General features: G+C 66.7%; 19 protein-coding genes and 2 pseudogenes. 13 read left to right on the top strand and 8 right to left on the bottom strand.

Annotated features, from left to right (window positions below; genetic code table 11):
- The first annotated feature begins 190 nt into the window (after positions 1–190).
- Together C0J29_RS20690 and C0J29_RS20695 are read left to right on the top strand one after the other, a co-directional pair.
- Positions 191–400, top strand: a complete 210-nt coding sequence (locus tag C0J29_RS20690; protein ID WP_065042531.1) for a hypothetical protein — start codon at positions 191–193, stop codon at positions 398–400.
- Positions 401–687: 287 nt separating this feature from the next.
- Entirely contained in the window at positions 688–1,929 is a 1,242-nt protein-coding gene (locus C0J29_RS20695) for a sodium-dependent bicarbonate transport family permease (protein ID WP_065042530.1), read from the top strand.
- Between the two features lie 6 nt (positions 1,930–1,935).
- On the opposite strand, the gene hemW is transcribed toward C0J29_RS20695, so the two are convergent.
- On the bottom strand, positions 1,936–3,108 hold the full coding sequence (hemW, locus tag C0J29_RS20700; protein WP_120793422.1) for a radical SAM family heme chaperone HemW: 1,173 nt from the start codon (positions 3,106–3,108) through the stop codon (positions 1,936–1,938).
- Between the two features lie 150 nt (positions 3,109–3,258).
- Here hemW and C0J29_RS34830 point away from each other — a divergent pair, with 150 nt between their 5' ends.
- The 6 genes and pseudogenes from C0J29_RS34830 to C0J29_RS20720 all read left to right on the top strand — a co-directional run bounded on the left by C0J29_RS34830 (position 3,259) and on the right by C0J29_RS20720 (position 7,043).
- A complete protein-coding gene (locus tag C0J29_RS34830; RefSeq protein ID WP_369074308.1) occupies positions 3,259–3,360 on the top strand; it encodes an Ms4527A family Cys-rich leader peptide in 102 nt (33 codons plus the stop codon).
- 112 nt (positions 3,361–3,472) lie between these two features.
- Positions 3,473–5,143 carry a nitrite/sulfite reductase gene (locus C0J29_RS20705; protein WP_120793423.1) on the top strand — a complete coding sequence of 557 codons (1,671 nt, stop codon included), beginning with the start codon at positions 3,473–3,475 and terminating at the stop codon, positions 5,141–5,143.
- Positions 5,140–5,880 carry a phosphoadenylyl-sulfate reductase gene (locus C0J29_RS20710; RefSeq protein WP_120793424.1) on the top strand — a complete coding sequence of 247 codons (741 nt, stop codon included), beginning with the start codon at positions 5,140–5,142 and terminating at the stop codon, positions 5,878–5,880. The genes C0J29_RS20705 and C0J29_RS20710 overlap by 4 nt, the downstream gene beginning before the upstream one ends.
- Before the next feature lies 1 nt (position 5,881).
- Positions 5,882–5,950, top strand: a pseudogene (locus tag C0J29_RS34835) (16S rRNA (guanine(966)-N(2))-methyltransferase RsmD); the annotation flags it as partial.
- A complete protein-coding gene (locus C0J29_RS20715; protein ID WP_371872423.1) occupies positions 5,934–6,668 on the top strand; it encodes a sirohydrochlorin chelatase in 735 nt (244 codons plus the stop codon). The pseudogene C0J29_RS34835 and the gene C0J29_RS20715, both read left to right, overlap by 17 nt.
- Before the next feature lie 138 nt (positions 6,669–6,806).
- Positions 6,807–7,043: a DUF6480 family protein gene (locus tag C0J29_RS20720; protein WP_082977815.1), complete on the top strand. Its 237-nt coding sequence runs from the start codon at positions 6,807–6,809 to the stop codon at positions 7,041–7,043.
- Between the two features lie 16 nt (positions 7,044–7,059).
- On the opposite strand, the gene C0J29_RS20725 is transcribed toward C0J29_RS20720, so the two are convergent.
- The 5 genes from C0J29_RS20725 to C0J29_RS20745 form a co-directional block, all read right to left on the bottom strand.
- Positions 7,060–8,112 carry a sulfate/molybdate ABC transporter ATP-binding protein gene (locus C0J29_RS20725; protein WP_065163514.1) on the bottom strand — a complete coding sequence of 351 codons (1,053 nt, stop codon included), beginning with the start codon at positions 8,110–8,112 and terminating at the stop codon, positions 7,060–7,062.
- Positions 8,113–8,136: 24 nt separating this feature from the next.
- Positions 8,137–8,949, bottom strand: coding sequence for a sulfate ABC transporter permease subunit CysW (gene cysW, locus C0J29_RS20730; protein WP_065043321.1), 813 nt, complete (start codon positions 8,947–8,949; stop codon positions 8,137–8,139).
- Positions 8,946–9,818: a sulfate ABC transporter permease subunit CysT gene (gene cysT / locus C0J29_RS20735; protein WP_065043320.1), complete on the bottom strand. Its 873-nt coding sequence runs from the start codon at positions 9,816–9,818 to the stop codon at positions 8,946–8,948. Before cysT ends, cysW begins: the two co-directional genes overlap by 4 nt.
- Positions 9,815–10,855, bottom strand: coding sequence for a sulfate ABC transporter substrate-binding protein (locus tag C0J29_RS20740; protein WP_065163516.1), 1,041 nt, complete (start codon positions 10,853–10,855; stop codon positions 9,815–9,817). The genes cysT and C0J29_RS20740 overlap by 4 nt, the downstream gene beginning before the upstream one ends.
- Positions 10,856–11,205: 350 nt before the next feature.
- A complete protein-coding gene (locus tag C0J29_RS20745; protein ID WP_120793425.1) occupies positions 11,206–11,409 on the bottom strand; it encodes a hypothetical protein in 204 nt (67 codons plus the stop codon).
- Between the two features lie 200 nt (positions 11,410–11,609).
- Here C0J29_RS20745 and C0J29_RS20750 point away from each other — a divergent pair, with 200 nt between their 5' ends.
- The gene (locus C0J29_RS20750; protein WP_162951633.1) at positions 11,610–13,562 is read left to right on the top strand and encodes a glycoside hydrolase family 15 protein; all 1,953 of its coding nucleotides are present in this window, start codon (positions 11,610–11,612) and stop codon (positions 13,560–13,562) included.
- A 17-nt stretch (positions 13,563–13,579) separates the two neighbouring features.
- Positions 13,580–14,011, top strand: coding sequence for a hypothetical protein (locus tag C0J29_RS20755; protein WP_065043317.1), 432 nt, complete (start codon positions 13,580–13,582; stop codon positions 14,009–14,011).
- A 15-nt stretch (positions 14,012–14,026) separates the two neighbouring features.
- Here C0J29_RS20755 and lepA read toward each other — a convergent pair whose 3' ends face one another.
- The gene (lepA, locus tag C0J29_RS20760) at positions 14,027–15,964 is read right to left on the bottom strand and encodes a translation elongation factor 4 (protein ID WP_120793426.1); all 1,938 of its coding nucleotides are present in this window, start codon (positions 15,962–15,964) and stop codon (positions 14,027–14,029) included.
- Here lepA and C0J29_RS20765 point away from each other — a divergent pair.
- Entirely contained in the window at positions 15,958–16,569 is a 612-nt protein-coding gene (locus C0J29_RS20765; protein ID WP_065043316.1) for a type II toxin-antitoxin system PemK/MazF family toxin, read from the top strand. The genes lepA and C0J29_RS20765 overlap by 7 nt on opposite strands.
- Before the next feature lie 119 nt (positions 16,570–16,688).
- On the opposite strand, the gene C0J29_RS20770 is transcribed toward C0J29_RS20765, so the two are convergent.
- On the bottom strand, positions 16,689–17,117 hold the full coding sequence (locus C0J29_RS20770; protein WP_065043315.1) for a CBS domain-containing protein: 429 nt from the start codon (positions 17,115–17,117) through the stop codon (positions 16,689–16,691).
- Positions 17,118–17,258: 141 nt separating this feature from the next.
- Between C0J29_RS20770 and C0J29_RS20775 the strand changes: the two genes are divergently transcribed.
- Entirely contained in the window at positions 17,259–18,101 is an 843-nt protein-coding gene (locus C0J29_RS20775; RefSeq protein WP_120794867.1) for a ribonuclease Z, read from the top strand.
- Positions 18,102–18,221: 120 nt separating this feature from the next.
- Positions 18,222–19,103 (top strand): annotated as a pseudogene (locus C0J29_RS34990) (PE family protein); the annotation flags it as partial.
- Positions 19,104–19,599: the final 496 nt, after the last annotated feature.

The raw sequence follows: 19,599 nt of genomic DNA on the forward strand, positions 1-19,599 counted from the left end.
AACGAGGCCGGAGCGCGGAGCGCCCGGTGATCGGCGCACACCAAACGTTTCCCGATCGTTTACCCCACGTCCGCCGGTGCGACGGGTCGATAACTCCGTGCGCTCCTAGCATCTCATCGGAATCCGCGGGGGGACCCGTCTCCCGGCGCGGCCGTCAACTGGCCACCACTAAAAGGGGAGGACCGTCCCAATGTTCGTCATCCGGATGACCGACGGTGAAGAGATCAAAGGCGACGTCGAGAACTTGACGTTCAATGCGGAGACCGGCGTGCTCACGGTGTGCACCGTCGACGGGTTCGAGGAAACCACCACGCATTACTCGCCGGCGGCATGGCTGTCGGTGACCCACCGTAAGCGCGACATCGATGTCAAGTCATCGCGCCTGTCGTCTGTTCGCTGAAACGACACCAGAACTCCCAGCGAATTAACAGGTAATTGGTACCTGATCCACACAGATTGGCTCCAAAACGCCTTAGCCAGCGCACTTCTGGGTTTCGCTCGTTACGCCGGTGTTTCAGTAATCGCAACACCAGGAAAACTGCACCGAGAACGGCTGCTAGACGCACATTCTGAGTGGCGGCCGGCCAGCGGCCCAAGCTAAATTCGCAGCGTTATCTGGAATGTTCGTGGTCGCCGTGACGGTCAGTACTTCCTTCGAATCGCCGCAGGACGCTCGAGAGGTGCTCAATGCTGCACGAGTTCTGGGACAACTTCACCCATAACCTGTTCAAGCCTTTGCTGCTGTTCTTCTACTTCGGCTTTCTGATTCCGATTCTGAAGGTGCGGTTCGAGTTTCCCTATGTGATCTATCAGGGCCTGACCATGTACCTGCTGCTGGCCATCGGCTGGCACGGCGGCGAGGAACTCGCCAAGATCAACGCCTCCAGCATCGGGGTCATCGTGGGCTTCATGGTGCTCGGCTTCGTGCTGAACTTTGCGATCGGCGGCCTGGCCTATCTGCTGCTGAGCAGGCTCAGCACCATGCGCGCGGTCGATAAGGCCACCGTCGCCGGCTACTACGGGTCGGACTCGGCAGGAACGTTCGCCACCTGCGTTGCGGTCCTGACCGCTGTCAACATCGCGTTCAACGCCTACATGCCGGTGATGCTCGCGGTCATGGAGATCCCGGGCTGCCTGGTCGCCCTCTACCTGGTGGCCCGCCTGCGGCACCGTGGACTGGACGCGGCGGGCTACATGCCCGACGAAGCCGGCTACACCCCGCCGGTCAGGGCCGCGATCGGCCCCGGCACTCCCGCCAAACCGGCACCCGGCCAGAGCCTGGATCAGGAGGCGCAGGCCGCGATCGATCTGGAGCGGGAACTCTCGATGGAGAAACTGGACCATCCAGACTGGGAGCCCGACCAGAGCCCGCCGCGGCCGCGGGCCAAGAGGATGCCGATCTTCTCTCGCGAACTGTTTCAGGAGGTGTTCCTCAACCCCGGACTGGTGCTGCTGATCGGTGGCATCGTCATCGGACTGATCAGTGGGATGCAGGGGCAGAAGGTCGTGGCCGACGACGACCGGTTCTTCGTCCTGGCCTTCCAGGGCGTGCTGTGCCTGTTCCTGCTGGAGATGGGCATGACGGCGTCACGCAAGCTGAAGGACCTGCGATCGGCCGGCCCCGGCTTCATCTTCTTCGGTCTGCTGGCGCCCAATCTCTTTGCCACGATTGGGATTGCGGTCGCCTGCAGCTACGCGTCGCTCACCCACACCGACTTCAAGCCCGGCACCTACGTGCTGTTCGCCGTGCTGTGCGGCGCCGCGTCGTATATCGCCGTCCCGGCGGTGCAGCGGCTGGCGATTCCCGAAGCCAGTCCGACGCTGCCGCTGGCCGCGTCCCTCGGCCTGACGTTCTCCTACAACGTCACCGTCGGGATTCCGCTCTACATCGAGATCGCCCGCCTCTTCGAGCAGTGGTTCGGCGTGTGACGTCCGTCAGTCCAGCAAGGTGCGCACGACCGCGTCGGCAAGCAGCCGGCCCCGGTCGCTGAGGACCAGGTGGTCGCCGTCAGACTCCAGCAACCCGTCGGCGACCACCTCCTCCGCGCGCGCCCGTTCGGCGGCACTGAGCCGGGCCAGCGGCAGACCCTGGCGCAACCGGATCTGCAGCAACACCTCTTCGGTGTGCAGGGCGTCGGCATCCAATTGCTCGAAACCGGCCACGGGTAACGCTCCGTCGGCGATTCTGGATCCATACGTGTTGGGGTGCTTGACATTCCACCATCGGAGGTCGCCGACGTGGCTGTGCGCACCGGGGCCGGCGCCCCACCACTGACCGCGGTCCCAGTAGCCCAGATTGTGCCGGCACTCACCGCCGGGACGGGCCCAGTTGGACACCTCGTACCAACCCATACCGGCGGCCGAGAGCCGGGCGTCGACCAACTCGTAGCGGTGCGCCAGCACGTCGTCGTCCGGCGGCTCGAGCTCACCGCTGCGGACCCGCCTGGCCATCGCGGTGCCGTCCTCGACCACCAGCGCATAGGCCGACACGTGGTCGACGCCCGTCTCGACCGCCGTGTCCACCGAGCGCAGCAGGTCGTCGTCGGATTCTCCGGGGGTGCCGTAGATCAGGTCCAGGCTGACGTGCTCGAAACCCAGCGCCAGCGCCTCCCGGGCGGCCGCGGCCGAGCGGTTGGGCGTATGCACCCGGTCCAGCACGCCCAGCAACCGGGGCACCACCGACTGCATGCCCAGTGACACCCGCGTGTATCCGGCCTCCCGGATCTCCTCGAAAAACTCCGGCCACGTCGACTCGGGATTGGCCTCGGTGGTGATCTCGGCATCCGGTGCCAGCGTGAAGTGGTCGCGCACCATGCCCAGCAGGGTCGTCAGCCGCGCGCCGCCCAGCAATGACGGGGTACCGCCGCCGACGAACACCGTGTCCACGGTCGGCCCACCGAGTCGCACGGCGGCCCGCTCCAGTTCGGTGCGCAGCGCCGTCAGCCAGGCGTCCGGGTTGACACCGCCCAGTTCCGCCGGGGTGTAGGTGTTGAAGTCGCAGTAACCGCACCGGGTGATGCAGAACGGGACGTGGACGTAGAGGCCGAACGGTCGTCCGGGCGTGGGCTGGATGGCCGGCAGTTCCACCGGCACCTCGACAGGAGCCATGCCAAATCTTGGCACGACGGCCCGACCCGGGCCGTTTTCCCAGGCTCTTCCCTGGTTTGTTTACCGAAGAACCCAGGTTCGCCCCGTAGTTTTAATCACTGTGAGAAGAAATTTGACCTGGTAGCACCGGTGGTGTGGATCCATGGCAGAATGGCAGCCGTGACCGTCGCCAAGTCGAGCCCGCGAGTAGCGCTGGTGGTGCGACGTCATATCGACCTCAAGCGCGTTTGCAGCTGTTGCTGTCTGCCTTGATGTCGTAGACCCAGCCCACCCGTACCACCTGCTGGCTGCCGGATCTGCGCCGCCGGAATCAACGGTGAGTTGCGCGCGTTCCAGTCGGCATGTTCCGAAGGAGAACTGCCCCATGACCACTGCACGCCCCGCAAAGGCGCCCCGCAATGAGGGCCAGTGGGCGCTGGGTAATCGCGAGCCACTGAACCCCAACGAGGAGATGAAGAAGGCCGGTGCGCCGCTCGAGGTGCGGGAACGCATCGAGAACGTCTACGCCAAGGGCGGATTCGACAGCATCGACAAGAGCGACCTGCGGGGGCGCTTCCGGTGGTGGGGCCTCTACACCCAGCGAGAGCAGGGCTACGACGGCTCGTTCACCGGTGACGAGAACGCCGATCTGCTCGAGGCCAAGTACTTCATGATGCGGGTGCGGTGCGACGGTGGGGCGATCTCGACCGCCGCATTGCGAACGCTGGGCCAGATCTCCACCGAATTTGCCCGCGACACGGCCGATATCTCCGACCGGGAGAACATCCAGTACCACTGGATCAGGGTGGAGGACGTCCCGGAGATCTGGCGGCGCCTCGATGAGGTGGGCCTGCAGACCACCGAGGCGTGCGGCGACTGCCCCCGTGTGGTGCTGGGCTCCCCGCTGGCCGGCGAGTCGCTCGACGAGGTCATCGACCCGACGTGGGCGATCGACGAGATCGTGCGCCGCTACATCGGCAAGCCTGAATACGCCGACCTGCCGCGCAAGTACAAGACCGCGATCTCCGGCCTGCAAGACGTCGCGCACGAGATCAACGACATCGCGTTCATCGGCGTCAACCACCCTGAGCACGGACCCGGCCTCGATCTGTGGGTCGGCGGTGGGCTGTCGACCAACCCGATGCTGGCCCAGCGACTCGGCGTGTGGGTTCCGCTGGACGAGGTGCCCGAAGTGTGGGAGGCGGTGACGTCGATATTTCGGGACTACGGCTACCGGCGACTGCGGGCCAAGGCGCGGCTGAAGTTCCTGGTCAAGGACTGGGGCGTGGAAAAGTTTCGGGATGTTCTCGAGACCGAGTACCTCAAGCGCCCATTGATCGACGGCCCAGCGCCCGACCCGATCGCGCATCCGATCGACCACGTCGGCGTGCAGCGCACCAAGAACGGGCTCAATGCCATCGGGGCTGCCCCCATCGCCGGTCGGGTGTCCGGAACCATACTCACCGCGGTCGCCGAGCTCGCCGAGCGGGCCGGCTCCGACCGGATCCGCTTCACCCCCTATCAGAAACTGGTTCTCCTCGACGTTCCCGATGACAAAGTCGAAGAGACCGTTGCCGGACTGGAAGGTCTTGGCCTGCAAGTACAGCCGTCGCAGTGGCGCCGGAACCTGATGGCGTGCAGCGGAATCGAGTACTGCAAGCTGTCGTTCGCCGAAACCCGGGTGCGCGCACAGTCTTTGGTGCCCGAGCTGGAAAACCGACTGGTAGACGTCAACTCCCGCCTCGACGTGCCGATCACCGTCAACATCAACGGCTGCCCGAACTCCTGCGCCCGAATCCAGGTCGCCGACATCGGGTTCAAGGGCCAGATGGTCGACGACGGGGAAGGCGGCTCGGTCGAGGGATTCCAGGTGCACCTGGGCGGCGGTCTCGGCCTGGACAGCGGGTTCGGACGAAAACTGCGTCAGCACAAGGTCACCAGCGACGAGCTGGGCGATTACATCGATCGGGTGACCCGCAACTTCCTCAAACACCGCCATGAGGGCGAGCGCTTCGCGCAGTGGGCCGTCCGGGCCGAGGAGGACGATTTGCGATGAGCCAGGCGCCCAGACTGACCGAAGAAGAGCTGCGCGAGCTGGCGGCGCGCGGGGCGGCGGAACTCGCCGGCGCCGACGCCGTCGAGCTGCTGAAGTGGACCGAAGAGAACTTCGGCAATATCAACGGACCGCGCGGCTGGGCGACGTGCAACTACGTGGTGGCCTCCAACATGCAGGACGCGGTGTTGGTTGACATGGCAGCCAAGGTACGACCGGGTGTGCCGGTGATGTTCCTGGACACCGGATATCACTTCGTGGAGACCATCGGCACCCGCGACGCGGTCGAATCCGTTTACGACATCAGGGTTGTCAACGTCAACGCCGAGCACACGGTGGCCGAGCAGGACAAGCTGCTGGGCAAGGACCTGTTCGCCCGGGATCCCGGCGAGTGCTGCCGATTGCGCAAGGTCGCTCCGCTCGGCAAGGCGCTGCGCGGCTATTCGGCGTGGGTGACGGGCATCCGGCGGGTGGAAGCGCCCACCCGCGCCAACGCTCCGCTGATCAGCTTCGACGAGGCGTTCAAGCTGGTGAAGATCAACCCGCTCGCGGCCTGGTCGGACGACGACATGCAGAACTACATCGATGAGCACGACGTCCTGGTCAATCCCCTTGTCTACGAAGGCTATCCGTCGATCGGCTGCGCTCCCTGCACGGCCAAGCCGGTGGAGGGCGCCGACCCGCGCAGCGGACGTTGGCAGGGCTTGTCGAAGACCGAGTGCGGTCTGCACGCGTCGTGATCGCGCCGGCGACGATGCAGTGGGGGCACCTCCCGCTTGCGGGGGACGAAGCGATGAGGAGGAGCGGCGCCATCCAGACGACGCTGGTTTTGACCGCGCACGGCAGCGCGGACCCTCGTTCGGCAGCCAACGCGCGGGCCGTCGCGCATCAGGTGGCGCGCCTGCGTCCGGGCCTGGATGTGCGGGTCGCCTTCTGTGAGCACAATGCGCCGGGACTGGTCGAGGTGCTGAACGCGTGCCCGGCCGAGGCCGTCGTCACTCCCCTGCTGCTCGCCGATGCCTACCATGCCCGCGTCGACATTCCCGCCCAGATCGCCCAGTGTGCGGTCGGTGACCGGATCCGGCAGGCCGCCGTGCTCGGTGAGGACGACCGGCTGATCTCGGTGGCGCGCCGGCGGGTGATCGAGTCGGGAGCCTCCCGACTCGACGACACCCTGGGCGTACTGGTGGTGGCCATCGGGTCGTCGAACGCGGCCGCAAATGCCCGGACCGCCGACGTCGCGCCCCGGCTTGCGGCCGGAACCCGTTGGGCCGCAGTGTCAACCGCGTTCGCCACGCATCGGGAGCCCTCGTTGGCCGAGTCGGTGCAACGGCTGCGCGACCGGGGCGCCGGCCGGGTGGTCATCGCGCCGTGGTTCCTGGCCCCGGGTCGCATACCCGACCGGGTAGAGCGCTTCGCAGCCGAGGCGGGCGTCAGGATGGCCGCGCCCCTGGGAGCGCATCCGTTGGTGGCCGAGACGGTCCTGGATCGCTTCGATCAGGCCGCTTCGGAGCGCGCCGCCGCGTAATTTGCCTCAGCCGCCGCCCTGACTCACTGAGTCTGCACGTGTGGCGACAAAGTTCGAGTACACCCCGCCAGGAGCGCAGGCTCAACCACGCAACGCCCCATCGGTGTGACGCGCGCGCGACCGGGTACCCGCGCACCCATGACGGCTATGCCTCCAGACCCCAATCCGGCTCAAGTACCGGGCCTCGAGCCCGGCGGTGGTGTCCCGCCCGGCTCGACCCCGCCCGACTCGGCGCAGACCTCAGGAGTGTCGGCGCAACAGCCCCGCCCGAAACGGATCCTCACCCCGCTGGTGCTGACCAGCATCATCGCGGTGATCGTGTTCGCCCTGATCTTTGTCGGGGTCGCGCTGTGGATGCTGGCGAGCCTGCCTTAATCGGCTCAACCGGCGATCACGCCGAGGTGAGCGTCGACTCCGCGGGCACCTCGTCGGCGATCGGCGGCACCCGGGTGGCGCGCACGTACACCTCGTCGCCCTCCTTCAGGGCCAGCGCTTCGGCGTCGCCCCGGGTGATCTGGGCGGTGAACGGGCCCCCGGAGGCGGCGCTGGTCAGTTCGACGCGGACCTCGAATCCGAGCGTCACCACCCGGTCGACGGTGGCGCGCACGACACCGATCGACTCCGCCGTGCCGTCACCGCCGGCGATCGCCATCTCTGGATTGCGGCCCACCCGGATGTCGTGGGGGCGGACCAGTGCTCCGTTGAGCGCCGACACCGCGCCCAGGAAGGACATCACGAAAGCGTTCTGGGGCGCGTCGTAAACGTCTGTCGGAGAGCCGATCTGCTCGATACGGCCCTTGTTGAGCACGGCGATCCGGTCCGCCACATCCAGCGCCTCGGCCTGGTCGTGGGTGACCAGCACGGTCGTGACATGCACCTCGTCATGCAGGCGCCGCAACCAGGACCTCAGGTCCTCGCGCACCTTGGCGTCCAGCGCGCCGAACGGCTCATCGAGCAGCAGCACCTCCGGGTCGACCGCCAGTGCCCGGGCCAGCGCCATGCGCTGACGTTGACCGCCGGACAACTGGTTGGGATAGCGGTTCTGAAAACCGCTGAGCCCCACCACTTCCAGCAGATGGTCCACCTTCTCGTTGACCTCCGCCTTGGGACGCTTGCGGATCTTCAACCCGAACGCGACGTTGTTGCGCACGGTCAGGTGCTTGAAGGCCGCGTAGTGCTGGAACACGAAGCCGATGCCGCGGCGTTGCGGCGGCACCCGGGTGACGTCGCGGCCGTTGATCGTGACGGTTCCGGAGTCGGGCTGGTCGAGGCCGGCGATGGTGCGCAACAGTGTCGACTTGCCCGAACCGCTGGGGCCCAGCAGCGCGGTGAGTGACCCGGTGGGCACCACGAAGTCCACGTGGTCCAGGGCGACGAAGTCGCCATAGTGTTTGTAGGCGTCCCGCACGACGATCGCGTTTTTGCCCTGGTCGGTCCCGGTCATGATTCGAGTCTCCCTTGTCCCGGCCTATTTGCTTGCTTTTGCCCGACGGGCGTCGAGCACCACTTGAACGATCAGCACCAGCACGGCGACCCCCATCAACAGCGTCGACAAGGCGTAAGCGCCGTACTCCGCCCCACGGTTGTAGCGATCGGACACCAGCAGGGTCAGCGTCTGCGACTGCCCGGGCAGGTTGGACGACACCATGATGACGGCGCCGTACTCACCCAGGGTCCGCGCGACGGTCAGCACGATGCCGTAGGTCAGACCCCAGCGGATGGACGGCAGCGTGATCCGCCAGAAGGTCTGCCACCATCCCGAACCCAGCGTCGCGGCGGCCTGCTCCTGATCGGTGCCCAGTTCGTGCAGCACCGGTTCGACTTCGCGCACCACGAACGGCAGGGTGACGAAGATGCTCGCCAGCACGATGCCGGGCAGACCGAAAATGATCTTGAATCCGAGGTCACGCTCCACGAACCCCAGAGCGCCGGCACTGCCCCACAGCACGATCAACGCAACGCCGACGATCACGGGCGAAACCGCGAACGGCAGGTCGATGACCGCCTGCAGAATGCCCTTGCCACGGAACCTGTTGCGGGCGAGCACCAGCGCCGTCGGAATGCCGAATACGACATTCAGCGGCACCACGATCGCCACCACCAGCAGCGACAGGTTCAGCGCCGACACCGCGGCCGGCGTACTGACCCAGTCGTAGAACTGACCCAGCCCGGGCTGGAAGGTGCGCCACAGGATCAGCGCCACCGGAATGAGCAGCAGTACAACGATATACGTCAGCGCGGTGTAACGAAGCAGGTAGCGGACGGTCCGGGAGGAGTTCACGCGGACACCTCCTCTCGCCGCGCCGCGCGCGAACCGACGACGCGCAGCACCAGCAGCACAATGAATGAAAGCGACAGCAGCACAATGGATATCGCGGCAGCGCCGGTGCGATCGTCGTTCTCGATCAACGTCCGGATCCACTGCGAGGACACTTCGGTCTTGCCGGGTATCGCACCGCCGATCAGCACCACCGAACCGAACTCACCGATGGCGCGCGAAAAGGCCAGTCCGGCACCGGACAACAGGGCCGGCAACAAAGCCGGCAGCACCACGGCGGTGAAGATCTTCGGGCCACTGGCACCCAGTGAAGCTGCGGCCTCCTCGGATTCCCTGTCGACCTCCAGCAGCACCGGTTGCACGGCGCGCACCACGAACGGCAACGTGACGAATGCCAGCGCAACGCCCACACCCCACTCGGTGTGCTGCAGATGTAGGCCGACCGGGCTGTGGTTGCCGTACAGCGCCAGCATCACCAGGCTGGCGACGATGGTCGGCAACGCGAACGGCAGGTCGATCACCGCGTCGACGATGCGCTTGCCAAAGAAGTTGTCGCGCACCAGGACCCAGGCGATCAGCAGGCCGAACACGGTGTTGAGCAGGGTCACCCCGGCGGAGATGGTCAGCGTCACGCGCAGCGACTCGAGCGCCGCGTGCGAGGTGACCGCCAGCCGGAAGGCATCCCAGCCGCCGCCGACGGCCTGCCAGACGATGGCGGCCAACGGCATCAGCACGATCACCGACAGCCAGATGGTCGCCACGCCGACGCGCAGCGAGGTGCCGCCCGGGCGGCTGCCGGCCGGCGCTTCGGCCTCGGCGTCGAGCTCCGGCCGGATCGCCTCGGGATTCGGTGTTGTCGTCACGGCGGTCATCCGGTGGCCTGCGTGTAGATCTTGGTGATGCTGCCCGAGTTCTTGTCGAACAGTTGCGGGTCGACGGTGCCCCAACCGCCGAGGTCGGCGATGGTCCACAGCTTCAGCGGCACCGGAAATTGATCGCGGAACGCCGCCGCGACGGAGGGATCGACCGGCCGGAAACCGGCCTTCGCCCACAGCGTCTGCGCCGCGGCGGTGTACTGAAAGTTCTTGAAGGCGACGGCCGCAGCGAGATGAGTGCTGGTGCTCAGCACCGCCATCGGGTTCTCGATCTTGAATGTCTGTGGCGGCGTGACGTGTTCGACCGGTTTGCCGGCCCGCTCCGCGGCGATGGCCTCGTTCTCGTAACTGATCAGCACATCTCCACTGCCCTGGACAAAAACGTCCGTCGCCTCTCGTCCCGAGCCTGGACGCATTTTGACGTGTTCCCTCACCAATCGATTGACAAACTCGATGCCGGCCTGGCCATTGCGACCGCCCTCACTCTTGACGGCGTACGGGGCCAATAAATTCCACTTCGCCGAACCCGAGCTCAACGGGCTGGGGGTCACCACGTCGACGCCCGGCCGCAACAGGTCGTCCCAATCGTGGATGTTCTTCGGATTTCCCTTGCGCACCACCAATGTCACCACCGAACCGAACGGGATGCCCTTGGTAGCGCCGGTGTCCCAGTCCTTGGCGACCTTGCCGCCCTTGACCAGCCGGGTGATGTCCGGTTCGACGGAGAAGTTGACCAGGTCGGCGGGCTTGCCTTCGGCGACGCCGCGCGACTGGTCCCCGGAGGCGCCGAAGGAGGTGATGACCTGCACACCCTTGCCCTCTTCGGAGGCGTTGAACGCCGGGATCACCTTGCTCCAGCCCGGTTCGGCGACCGAATAGGCGACCAACGTAATGCTCGACTTGGCGTCGGCCAGCCCCCCGCCCCCGACGACATCGCTGGGACCACCGCTGCACGCGGCAGCGACAGCGGTGATCAGCGCAAGGGCGGCGAACTGTCGCCAGCGCGATCTGATGTCGGAGAACCTCTGCGACATTGATTGCCTCTCGGTGCGGGACTGTCGGATTGCGGTCCCGTGCTGCGGAAAGGCGATTAGTCAGTAACGACGGAGATCACGAACTCCATCCCAGACCGCACACGGGTTCAGGAGTCAGCGACAACAGCGTGCGTCGACCGCGGCGCAACTCACCACGGCGAAAGAGGCGCAGCCGGACGCCGAAACGCGGCGCTCCAAAACCGTAGCTGCGGCATGCATGTCGCGAAGCCTAACAGAGTTCACGCCGCTGGCAATTTGGCGGGCAAATCAATGTGTGACCAGCCATGTGACGATGACCAGCGCCACGAGCGCAACAAGAACGAGGGTGACGTGCGAACGGGGCATCGAAGTTATCCGGAGGTCTCATCGGAGTGCCGGGCGCGCCGCAACAGTTGGATGCCCCGGCCGAGCGCGGCGTCCAGCAACGTCGCCAGCAGGTACGCCAGGCCGAGTACCACCGGCATCACCGCCAGGGCTTGCAGCACGAACGGCAGACCGGACAGCCACAGCTCAACGCCGTCCCACCAATTCAGGAAGCCGTTCACCGTGACCACCCTAGTCCTGGCCCGGGTGCGTTCGCGCCCACGTAACACCTCGGTTGCAGTGGTGGACGCGAAGTGGGTCCACAGTCGATGATGTCGGGATGGCCCTGCACCCCGATGCCGCTGATACAGCTAATGACGAGGTGGTCCCATTGGTCGAGGAGTCGCCAACGATCTCCGCGTCCACTGAACTTCAAACGGTCGACCCTTCGATGCCCGTCGAGATCGAATCGATCGCGCCGTACCCGTCCAGTTCGTCGTCGCGCAACCCGTTTCCGCCGATCGCCGACTACGCCTTCCTGTCGGACTGGGAGACGACCTGCCTGATCTCGCCGGCCGGTTCGGTGGAGTGGCTATGTGTGCCGCGGCCGGACTCCCCCAGCGTGTTCGGCGCGATCCTGGACCGCAGCGCCGGCCATTTCCGGCTCGGCCCCTACGGCGTCTCGGTGCCGTCGGCGCGGCGCTACCTACCCGGCAGCCTGATCATGGAGACCACCTGGCAGACCCATACCGGCTGGTTGATCGTGCGCGACGCACTGGTGATGGGTCCGTGGCACGACATCGACCGGCGTTCCCGGACGCATCGCCGCACCCCGATGGACTGGGATGCCGAACATATCTTGCTCCGCACAGTGCGCTGCGTCAGCGGCACCGTCGAGCTGATGATGAGTTGCGAACCGGCGTTCGACTACCACCGCTTGGGCGCCACCTGGGAATACTCGTCCAACGCGTACGGCGAGGCCATCGCCCGGGCCAGCAAGCAGCCCGACGCGCACCCGACGCTGCGGCTGACGACTAACCTGCGGATCGGGTTGGAGGGCCGCGAGGCGCGCGCCCGTACCCGGATGAAAGAGGGCGACGACGTGTTCGTCGCGCTGAGCTGGACCAAGCATCCGCCGCCGCAAACCTATCAAGAGGCCGCCGACAAGATGTGGCAGACCACCGAGTGCTGGCGGCAGTGGATCAACATCGGCAACTTCCCGGACCACCCGTGGCGGGCCTACCTGCAGCGCAGCGCCCTGACGCTGAAGGGGTTGACGTACTCGCCCACCGGTGCGCTGCTGGCGGCCAGCACCACCTCGCTGCCCGAGACGCCGCACGGGGAACGCAACTGGGACTACCGCTACTCCTGGATCCGGGACTCGACGTTCGCCTTGTGGGGCCTCTACACGCTGGGCCTGGACCGCGAGGCCGACGACTTCTTCGCGTTCATCGCCGATGTGTCCGGCGCCAACAGCAACGAACGTCACCCGCTGCAGGTGATGTACGGGGTCGGCGGCGAGCGCAGCCTGGTCGAAGAAGAACTCAACCACCTCTCCGGCTACGACCACGCACGCCCGGTCCGCATCGGCAACGGGGCCTACGACCAGGTGCAACACGACATCTGGGGTTCGGTGCTCGACTCGTTCTACCTGCACGCCAAGTCTCGCGAGCAGGTCCCCGAGACGCTGTGGCCGGTGCTGAAAAAGCAGGTGGACGAAGCGATCAAGCACTGGCGGGAGCCCGACCGCGGGATTTGGGAGGTGCGCGGCGAGCCACAGCACTTCACGTCGTCGAAGGTGATGTGCTGGGTGGCGCTGGACCGCGGTGCGAAGCTGGCCGATAAGCAGGGTGAGCTGAGTTATGCCCAGCAGTGGCGGGAGATCGCCGACGAGATCAAAGCCGATATCCTCGAGCACGGCGTGGACTCCCGGGGTGTGTTCACCCAGCGCTACGGCAGCGACGCGCTCGACGCATCACTGCTGCTGGTGGTGCTGACCCGGTTCCTTCCGCCCGACGATCCGCGGGTGCGCGCGACCGTGCTGGCGATCGCCGACGAACTGACCGAGGAAGGCCTGGTGCTGCGGTACCGGGTGCACGAGACCGACGACGGCCTGTCCGGCGAGGAAGGCACGTTCACCATCTGCTCGTTCTGGCTGGTGTCGGCGCTGGTCGAGATCGGTGAGGTGGCTCGCGCCAAGCGGCTGTGCGAGCGACTGCTCGCCTATGCCAGCCCGTTGCACCTGTACGCCGAGGAGATTGAGCCGCGCACCGGCCGGCACCTGGGCAACTTCCCGCAGGCGTTCACCCACCTGGCGCTGATCAACGCGGTGGTCCACGTGATCAGGGCGGAAGAGGAGGCCGACGGTTCGGGAACGTTCCAGCCGGCCAACGCGCCCGTGTGAGATCCCGTCACGTCGCCGTGCTGGTGGCGGTCGCCGTGCTGATCGCCGCCGCGGTGGCGTTAGTGCTGTTCGCCGCCAGCGGGAGCCGGCGTGCACTGGCTGGTGCTCCGGGGCTCGACTTGACTTACCCCGCCGGAAAACTCATCGAGGACAACACATCCGACGCGATCTTCGGAGCGAGCGCCTATCGGGTGCGCGGTTACGCAACCGACGCTGAAACAGCCGACATCATCGGGTATTTCGACGCTGAACTGGCGGGGCTCGGTTACCGAACTGTTCCTGCCACTTCCGATCCCGTGACGCGGTTTCAGAATCATCCGCCGCTGCGGCAGTATCAGAACGACCAGTTCAATTATCGGCTGTATCTGCTGGACATCCCATACAAGTTGAGCCGCAACGTCATCATCACCGGATACCGGCATGCGCTGTTCACCGAACTCACGAACTGAGCGCGAAAACCGTTGCTATTTCTTGCCCTTGTCCCCGGGGGCTTCGCTGGACAGGGCGGCCACGAACGCTTCCTGCGGCACGTCGACCCGGCCGATGGTCTTCATCCGCTTCTTGCCCTCCTTCTGCTTTTCCAGCAGTTTGCGCTTACGGGTGATGTCACCGCCGTAGCACTTGGACAACACGTCCTTACGGATGGCCCTAATGTTCTCGCGCGCAATGATTTTCGAGCCGATCGCGGCCTGGACCGGCACTTCGAACTGCTGACGCGGGATCAGCTCCTTGAGCTTGGTGGTCATCTTGTTGCCGTAGGCGAAGGCCGAATCCTTATGCACGATGGCGGAGAACGCGTCGACCGCCTCGCCCTGCAGCAAGATGTCGACCTTGACCAGTTGCGCTTCCTGCTCGCCGGCCTCCTCGTAATCCAGGCTGGCGTAGCCGCGGGTGCGCGACTTCAGCGAGTCGAAGAAGTCAAAGATGATCTCTCCCAACGGCATGGTGTAGCGCAACTCCACCCGCTCGGGCGACAGATAGTCCATGCCGCCGAGCTCGCCGCGGCGGGACTGGCTCAATTCCATGATGGTGCCGATGAATTCGCTGGGCGCGATAATGGTGGTCTTCACCACGGGTTCGTAGACGGTGCGGACCTTGCCCTCCGGCCAGTCGGACGGGTTGGTCACGATTATCTCGGTGTTGTCCTCTTTCTCCACCCGGTAAACGACGTTGGGCGAGGTCGAGATCAGGTCCAGGTCGAATTCGCGCTCGAGGCGTTCCCGGGTGATCTCCATGTGCAACAGGCCTAGGAATCCGCAGCGGAACCCGAAGCCCAGTGCCACCGAGGTTTCCGGCTCGTAGGTCAGGGCCGCGTCGTTGAGTTGCAGCTTGTCCAGGGCGTCGCGCAGGTTCGGATAGTCGCTGCCGTCAACGGGATAGAGGCCGGAGTAGACCATGGGTTTGGGTTCGCGGTAGCCGGTCAGCGCTTCGGTGGCGCCGTGGCGGGCAGTCGTTACCGTGTCACCCACTTTGGACTGCCGGACGTCCTTGACACCGGTGATCAGATAACCCACCTCGCCGACGCCGAGGCCGGCCGACGCCTTCGGTTCGGGCGAGACGATGCCGACCTCGAGCAGTTCGTGGGTGGCGCCGGTGGACATCATGGCGATGCGTTCGCGCGGGGTGATCTTGCCGTCGACCACGCGGACGTAGGTGACCACGCCGCGGTAAATGTCGTAGACGGAGTCGAAGATCATGGCGCGGGTGGGGGCGTCGGCATCGCCCTGCGGCGGCGGCACCTCGCGCACCACGTGGTCGAGCAGGTCGGCGACGCCCTCGCCGGTCTTGCCGGACACGCGCAGTACGTCGCCGGGTTCGCACCCGATGATGTGCGCGATCTCGCCCGCGTACCGATCCGGGTCGGCGGCCGGCAGGTCGATCTTGTTGAGCACCGGAATGATGTGCAGGTCGCGGTCCAGCGCCAGATACAGGTTGGCCAGTGTCTGCGCCTCGATGCCCTGAGCGGCGTCGACCAGCAGGACGGCTCCCTCGCAGGCTTCCAGCGCGCGGGAGACCTCGTAGGTGAAGTCGACGTGGCCGGGCGTGTCGATGAGATGCAGCACGTACTCGGTTTCATCTAACTTCCAGGGCAGCCGCACGTTCTGCGCCTTGATGGTGATGCCGCGCTCGCGCTCGATGTCCATCCGGTCCAGGTACTGGGCGCGCATCGAGCGCTCGTCGACCACCCCGGTCAGCTGCAGCATCCGGTCGGCCAGCGTCGACTTGCCGTGGTCGATGTGAGCGATGATGCAGAAGTTGCGAATCTGCGCCGGCGGGGTGAAGGTCTTGTCAGCGAAACTGCTGATGGGAAATCTCCTGGTCGAGCGGTCAACGAGTATGCCCAGCGTATCGGTGCGCGGCAGCCGGGACACAATCACGCGGTTATGCTGCGAGCATGGCACCGGGTAAGAAGTCGTCCGGCAAGTCACAGTGGAGGACGTTCCAGCGGTTCGCGGAGAACTTGGTCAACGAGGCTCCGAGGGTGGTCCAGCGGCTGCAGAACACGCAGGAGACGCTGAAGACCATCCAGCAGGCGGTGAAGGTCACCGCGAACATCATGGCGATGGGTCTGCCGGCGCCGCCGACGGAGATCACCGCCGGCCGGCCGGTGACCAAGACGAGCTTCCCGACTGCGCAGCGGGCCCGCAAAGTGATGTATTCACCCGACCTCGACGGTCGGGCCGATCCCGGCGAGATCGTCTGGACCTGGGTGGTCTACGAGGACGATCCGACCCGCGGCAAAGACCGGCCGGTGCTGGTGGTGGGCCGCGACCGCAGTGTCCTGCTGGGCCTCATGCTGTCCAGCCAGGAACGCCACTCCGACGATCGGGACTGGGTTGCCATCGGCTCGGGAGACTGGGACTACGAGGGCCGGCCGAGCTGGGTGCGCCTGGACCGGGTGCTCGACGTGCCCGAGGAGGGTATCCGCCGCGAGGGCGCGATTCTGGAACGCGAAACCTTCGAGGTGGTCGCTGCCCGGCTGCGTACCGAGTATTCCTGGCGCTGAGTCGTCTGCTGTCCCGCTGCCCGGCCCCTGTCGCCGACCGTGAAACCACGGCGACATTTCGCGCGCGATTTCTCGCCGTCAGTTCACGTTCGGCGCAAGAGGTTTGGTCGCAGGCGAATTCAGCCCTGGGTGATGTAGGACTGCAGCTGCTGCTGCTCCGCCTCGAGTTCACCCATGCGCGTCTTGACCACGTCGCCGATGCTGACGATGCCGATCAGCTTGCGGCCGTCGAGCACCGGCACGTGACGCACCCGGTTCTCTGTCATCAGCACGCTGATGCTGTCCACCGTGTCGCCCTTGGTGCAGGTGGCCACGGCACTGGTCATGATCTTGGACACCGGGCGCGACAGCACGCTGGGACCGTGCACATGCAACTGGCGCACGACATCGCGCTCCGACACGATGCCGACCACGCCCTCGTCACCCATAACCACCATGGCGCCGATGTTCTGTTCGGCCAGACCGGCAAGCAGTTCCCGGACCGTCGCATCTGGGTTGATCGTCGTCACCGCCGCACCCTTGTTCCGCAAGACGTCCGCGATCCGCATCAATGCCTCCCGTCGGTGGTGATCTGATTCACACAGGCTACGACTAACTCGCCCGGCGGGAAAGGACACGCCTGAACACGTCTGCACCCGAATCGGTCGATTGCGGTGAACAACACCGGGTCGGCTTGCAAGGATGGGGCCATGATCGAGGTGACCCTGCTCGGAACCGGAAGCCCCATCCCCGATCCCAACCGCGCCGGACCGGCCACCCTGGTGCGTGCGGGTGGCCAGGTGTTCCTGGTGGATTGCGGCCGTGGGGTGTTGCAGCGTGCGGCGGCGGTGGGCGTGGGCGCCGCCGGCCTCTCGGCGCTGCTGCTCACCCACCTGCACAGCGACCACATCGCCGAACTCGGGGACGTACTGATCACCAGTTGGGTGACCAACTTCGCGCCGGATCCCCCGCCGTTGCAAATCATCGGGCCGCCGGGCACCGCCGAGGTGGTAGAGGCGACGCTCAAGGCGTTCGGCCACGACATCGGCTACCGCATCGCCCACCATGCCGACCTGAACGCACCGCCACCGATCGAGGTCCATGAGCACACCGACGGGCTGGTGTGGGACCGCGACGGCGTGACGATCCGGGTGGCGCCGACCGATCACCGCCCGGTCGCGCCCACCATCGGATTCCGGATCGAGTTCGACGGCGCGTCGGTGGTGCTGGCCGGCGACACGGTGCCATGCCCCACCCTGGACGAATTAGCTTCTGGCGCAGATGCTTTGGTGCACACCGTGATCCGCAAGGACATCCTGACCCAGGTTCCGCAGCAGCGGGTCAAGGATGTCTGCGACTACCACTCGTCGGTGCAGGAGGCCGCGGCCACCGCCGCTCGCGCGGGCGTGGACACCCTGATCATGACGCACTACGTGCCCGCCATCGCGCCGGGCCAGGAGGAGCAGTGGCGGTCGCTGGCGTCTACTGAATTCGGCGGACGCGTGGAGGTGGGTGACGACCTGCACCGGGTCGAGGTCTCGGCGCGGCAATAGCGGCCTTCCACTGACATCGTCACTGACGGCGCCACCAAAGCTTTATGCAGCTGTAAAGGGCTGTTTCCGTGCTGACATCGCGGTACTATCCGCTCCTGCCGATTCGTCGAAAGGTGCCGCATGTCGTGGTTCGCCGTGGGGCCGGAGGCAGTCTCGGCTGCCGCGAACAGCCTCGCAGGGGTCGGCTCCACGATCAGTGAGGCCAACATCGCCGCGGCTCTGCAAACGGCCGGAGTGCCGGCGTCCGCGGCCGACCAGGTCTCGGCGGCGGTAGCGGCGTTCTGGGGATCGCACGCGCAGGGCTACCAGAACATCAGCGCCCAGATGTCGGCGTTTCACGAGCAGTTCGTCCAGGCGCTGTCCAGCAGCGGCGCCGCCTACGCCAACGCGGAGGCGGCGGCCGCGTCGCCGCTGCAGGATCTGCTCGGTGTGATCAATGCGCCCACGCAGCAGCTGCTCGGACGGCCGCTGATCGGTGACGGCGCCGCCGGCGTCACCAACGCCGCAGGTGTCGGGACGGCGGGCGGCGCCGGCGGACTTCTCTACGGCAACGGCGGCGCCGGGGGCACCAGCACGGCGGCCGGGGTTGGCGGAGGTGCAGGCGGGGCGGCCGGCCTGATCGGCAACGGCGGCGCGGGCGGCGCCGGGGGCCTCGGTGCGGCCGGTGGCGCCGGTGGTAACGCGTGGCTACTCGGCGGGGGCGGCGCCGGTGGGACCGGCGGCGTCGCCGGGGCAACGGTTCTGGGCGGAATCGGCGGAAACGGCGGCACGGGCGGCCTGTTCTACGGCAACGGCGGCGCCGGTGGCGCCGGTGGCGTCGGCAGCTTGAGCGCCGCAGGGGGCGTCGGCGGGCTGGGCGGCGACGCGCAGGTGTTCGGCAACGGCGGCGTGGGTGGGGCCGGCGGTTCGGGCGCGGCCGCCGGCGGGCTGGGCGGTAATGGCGGCAGCGGCGGCGCGCTGTTCGGCAACGGCGGTCTCGGCGGAGGCGGCGGAGCCGGCAACTTCGGCGGTGACGGGGGCGAGGGTGGCGCCTCCGGGTACGCGTTCGGCAACGGCGGCGCGGGAGGCCACGGCGGCAACGGCAGCACGGCATTCGGCGGCACCGGCGGAGCAGGCGGTCGCTCGGCGGTAATCTTCGGCTGGGCCGGCAACGGCGGCGACGGCGGCGCAGGCGTCACCGGTGGGGGTACCGGCGGCACCGGCGCCGGGGCCGGATTGTTCGGCTTCGCCGGCAATGGCGGCAATGGCGGATCGGGCGGCGGAATCGGCGGCGGCTTCGGCGGCCAGGGCGGCGAAGGTGCGTTCATTATCGGCAGCGGCGGCAATGGCGGCGCCGGCGGCGTCGGAATCGCAGGCAGCGCGGGCGGCGGACCGGGCGGCGCCGGCGGGGATGCCCGCTTCATCGGCAACGGCGGGAACGGCGGTCCGGGCGGCACCGCTGTGGCCGGTGGCACCAATGGTGCAGGTGGGGCCGGTGGTGCACCTGGCATCCTCGGTA

The organism is Mycobacterium paragordonae, assembly GCF_003614435.1.
In the GTDB taxonomy this organism is placed as follows: Bacteria; Actinomycetota; Actinomycetes; order Mycobacteriales; family Mycobacteriaceae; genus Mycobacterium; species Mycobacterium paragordonae.

Bases quoted from the DNA above. Each gene is read 5' to 3' on its own strand.
- C0J29_RS20750 (WP_162951633.1), top strand. From the start codon at position 11,610: ATGCCCGTCGAGATCGAATCGATCGCGCCGTACCCGTCCAGTTCGTCG.
- C0J29_RS20705 (WP_120793423.1), top strand. From the start codon at position 3,473: ATGACCACTGCACGCCCCGCAAAGGCGCCCCGCAATGAGGGCCAGTGG.
- hemW (WP_120793422.1), bottom strand. From the start codon at position 3,108: ATGGCTCCTGTCGAGGTGCCGGTGGAACTGCCGGCCATCCAGCCCACG.
- C0J29_RS20690 (WP_065042531.1), top strand. From the start codon at position 191: ATGTTCGTCATCCGGATGACCGACGGTGAAGAGATCAAAGGCGACGTC.
- C0J29_RS20775 (WP_120794867.1), top strand. From the start codon at position 17,259: ATGATCGAGGTGACCCTGCTCGGAACCGGAAGCCCCATCCCCGATCCC.
- C0J29_RS20720 (WP_082977815.1), top strand. From the start codon at position 6,807: ATGACGGCTATGCCTCCAGACCCCAATCCGGCTCAAGTACCGGGCCTC.
- C0J29_RS20695 (WP_065042530.1), top strand. From the start codon at position 688: ATGCTGCACGAGTTCTGGGACAACTTCACCCATAACCTGTTCAAGCCT.
- C0J29_RS34830 (WP_369074308.1), top strand. From the start codon at position 3,259: ATGGCAGCCGTGACCGTCGCCAAGTCGAGCCCGCGAGTAGCGCTGGTG.
- C0J29_RS20725 (WP_065163514.1), bottom strand. From the start codon at position 8,112: ATGACCGGGACCGACCAGGGCAAAAACGCGATCGTCGTGCGGGACGCC.
- C0J29_RS20770 (WP_065043315.1), bottom strand. From the start codon at position 17,117: ATGCGGATCGCGGACGTCTTGCGGAACAAGGGTGCGGCGGTGACGACG.
- cysT (WP_065043320.1), bottom strand. From the start codon at position 9,818: ATGACCGCCGTGACGACAACACCGAATCCCGAGGCGATCCGGCCGGAG.
- C0J29_RS20765 (WP_065043316.1), top strand. From the start codon at position 15,958: ATGGCACCGGGTAAGAAGTCGTCCGGCAAGTCACAGTGGAGGACGTTC.
- C0J29_RS20715 (WP_371872423.1), top strand. From the start codon at position 5,934: ATGAGGAGGAGCGGCGCCATCCAGACGACGCTGGTTTTGACCGCGCAC.
- C0J29_RS20710 (WP_120793424.1), top strand. From the start codon at position 5,140: ATGAGCCAGGCGCCCAGACTGACCGAAGAAGAGCTGCGCGAGCTGGCG.
- C0J29_RS20740 (WP_065163516.1), bottom strand. From the start codon at position 10,855: ATGTCGCAGAGGTTCTCCGACATCAGATCGCGCTGGCGACAGTTCGCC.